The 2,231-nt window shown below is 40.7% G+C and carries 2 protein-coding genes; both read left to right on the forward strand.

Annotated elements, in window-relative coordinates; genetic code table 11:
* Positions 1-1,447, forward strand: a 1,447-nt coding sequence (istA, locus tag WKU33_RS18715) for an IS21 family transposase (RefSeq protein ID WP_340456093.1), incomplete at its 5' end; no start/stop codon positions are given.
* A complete protein-coding gene (gene istB, locus WKU33_RS18720; protein WP_340456095.1) occupies positions 1,447-2,169 on the forward strand; it encodes an IS21-like element helper ATPase IstB in 723 nt (240 codons plus the stop codon). The genes istA and istB, both read left to right, overlap by 1 nt.
* Positions 2,170-2,231 lie beyond the last annotated feature (62 nt).

Raw genomic sequence — 2,231 nt, forward strand, 5'->3', positions numbered from 1 at the left:
TGCGAGAAGAACAAATAGAGACCCAAGAACCGTACAGAAATATGCGGATCTAGATGAATTCCAACCTGAATTGAAAGGAAGGAAACATCAACCCTCTCCGGTTATGGATCCGGTGAAAGAGATTGTGGATCAGTGGTTGAGGGAAGATTTGAAGAAGAAAAAGAAATATCGGAGAACTGCGAAGCGTATTTGGGAGTTATTAAAGGAAGAGTGTGGATTTAAAGGTTCAGACCGAACGGTGAGAGCATATGTCTCTAAGCGGAAAATAGAATTACTTGAAGAGATGGAAGCAAACGATGAGGCAGCTCTTCCGTTAGAAGCAAGTCCAGGGGATGCCCAGGTAGACTTTGGAGAGGCACCGTTTAAGGTAGAGGGAGAAGTCATAGAACTTCCGTATCTGGTTATGTCTTTCCCGTACAGTAATGCATTTCTGGTTCAGGTGTTTGAGTCCCAGAATCAAGACTGTTTCTTGGAAGGCATGAAACGATTCTTTCATCACCTTGGGGGTGTACCTAGAAGAGTTCGTTTTGATAACTTATCACCTGCGGTGAAAAAGATTCTTCCTCATGGAAGACGTGAACTGACGGAGGGATTTGAAAGGTTTGTCTTACACTACGGTTTCGAATATGAATTTTGTAATCCAGGTTCAGGGAATGAAAAAGGTCATGTGGAAGCAATGGTTAAGTATGTTCGTAATAATTTCTTTTTACCAGAACGAAGAGTATTTCAATTAGACGAATTCAATACCAAGTTGTGGGGAGAAGCTGAAAAAGATCGTCATCGCCAACATTATGAGAAAAAGGAAGAAATCAGTAAATTGTTCGAAGAAGATAAGCATGCATTTTTACACTTACCGGCCAAGGAGTATAGTTGTGTACGCTATGAAACTTTGAAAGCTGATAAATATGGGTTTGTCCAAGTGGATACAAAAAAATACTCCACTTCCCCACGTTACGCAAAACAAAAAGTCTTGGTGGCAATCACATATGATCAAGTTACTATCCTTTCGGATAGATACGAAAAAATTGTAAGACATAACCGAATCTACGGAAATGCATCAAAATCAATGGTATGGCAACCCTACCTATCTCTTATGGCCACAAGGCCAACAGCTTTGAAATATACGACGTTCTATGGCCAATTACCGGAACGCTGGCGAAGCTATTTGAATGAATGCACCGTTGAGGAGAAGAAAGAAGCTCTCAAACTATTATCAACATTACTGAAAGAACATAGTTTAGAAAAGGCAACAGAAGCGTTGGAGATAGCTTCTAAAAGGAGCCATCCATCTTCCGAATCAATCAAACAGGTTTTCCATCAACTTATTCACGGGCGAGGTTATCGTGATACGTTGGAGATGAAGCCTAGCATCCCAGTCATGCCAGTCGCTGAGCGAGGGATTAAGAAATATGATGTCTTCTTTTCCTCTGAAAGGAGGCAGGCATAATGCATGAAATGATTCAGGAGTACGCAAAGCGATTAAAACTCAGCTGGATTCGTGAGAATTTCCATACGGTGAACATAGAAGATCCTCAACAATACTTATTAACACTTTTTGAAAAGGAAGTGGAACAGCGTGAGGAGCGTAAGATAAACCTATTATTCAAAAAGGCAACGCTGCCGAACGTGTCTGGCAATCCTTTTGATTGGACAGATATTCAATTGGGTCAGGGGTTAAGTCAAGAATCGGTATTAGAAGGAGAATTTATCGAGGCAAAGGAAAATATGATTTTTTATGGTGGAGTAGGTGCAGGTAAAACCTACCTCTCTACGCTCATAGGAATCAATGCCATACAGAAGTATGGCAAGCGAGTGAAGTTCTATACCGTTGCTTCATTGGCAAATGAGCTGTTGGAAGCGAATGAAAAAGGTACGTTGACCGGGCTGTTTAACAGAATAGATAAACTTGATCTATTAATATTAGATGAGCTAGGCTATATTCCATTGCATAAGCAAGGTGCAGAACTACTGTTTCAAGTGATATCTATGTGTTATGAAAAACGGAGCATTATCATTACTACCAATCTTCAATTCGGACAGTGGAACCATGTCTTTGGCGATCCAATTCTAACGGAAGCCGTAGTGGATCGCCTAATCCACCACTCCCACCTCATTCTGTTTGGGGGTGAAAGTAAACGAATGAAAGAGTCTATGATGATGAAAAATTAGAGGTTGGCAAGTGGTTTACAAAAAGGGCTGCCGTTTCATACATTTTACACTTGCCAAATACA

It is taken from the genome of Oceanobacillus sp. HCA-5259 (assembly GCF_037892815.1).
GTDB classification, from domain to species: Bacteria; Bacillota; Bacilli; order Bacillales; family Amphibacillaceae; genus Oceanobacillus; species Oceanobacillus indicireducens.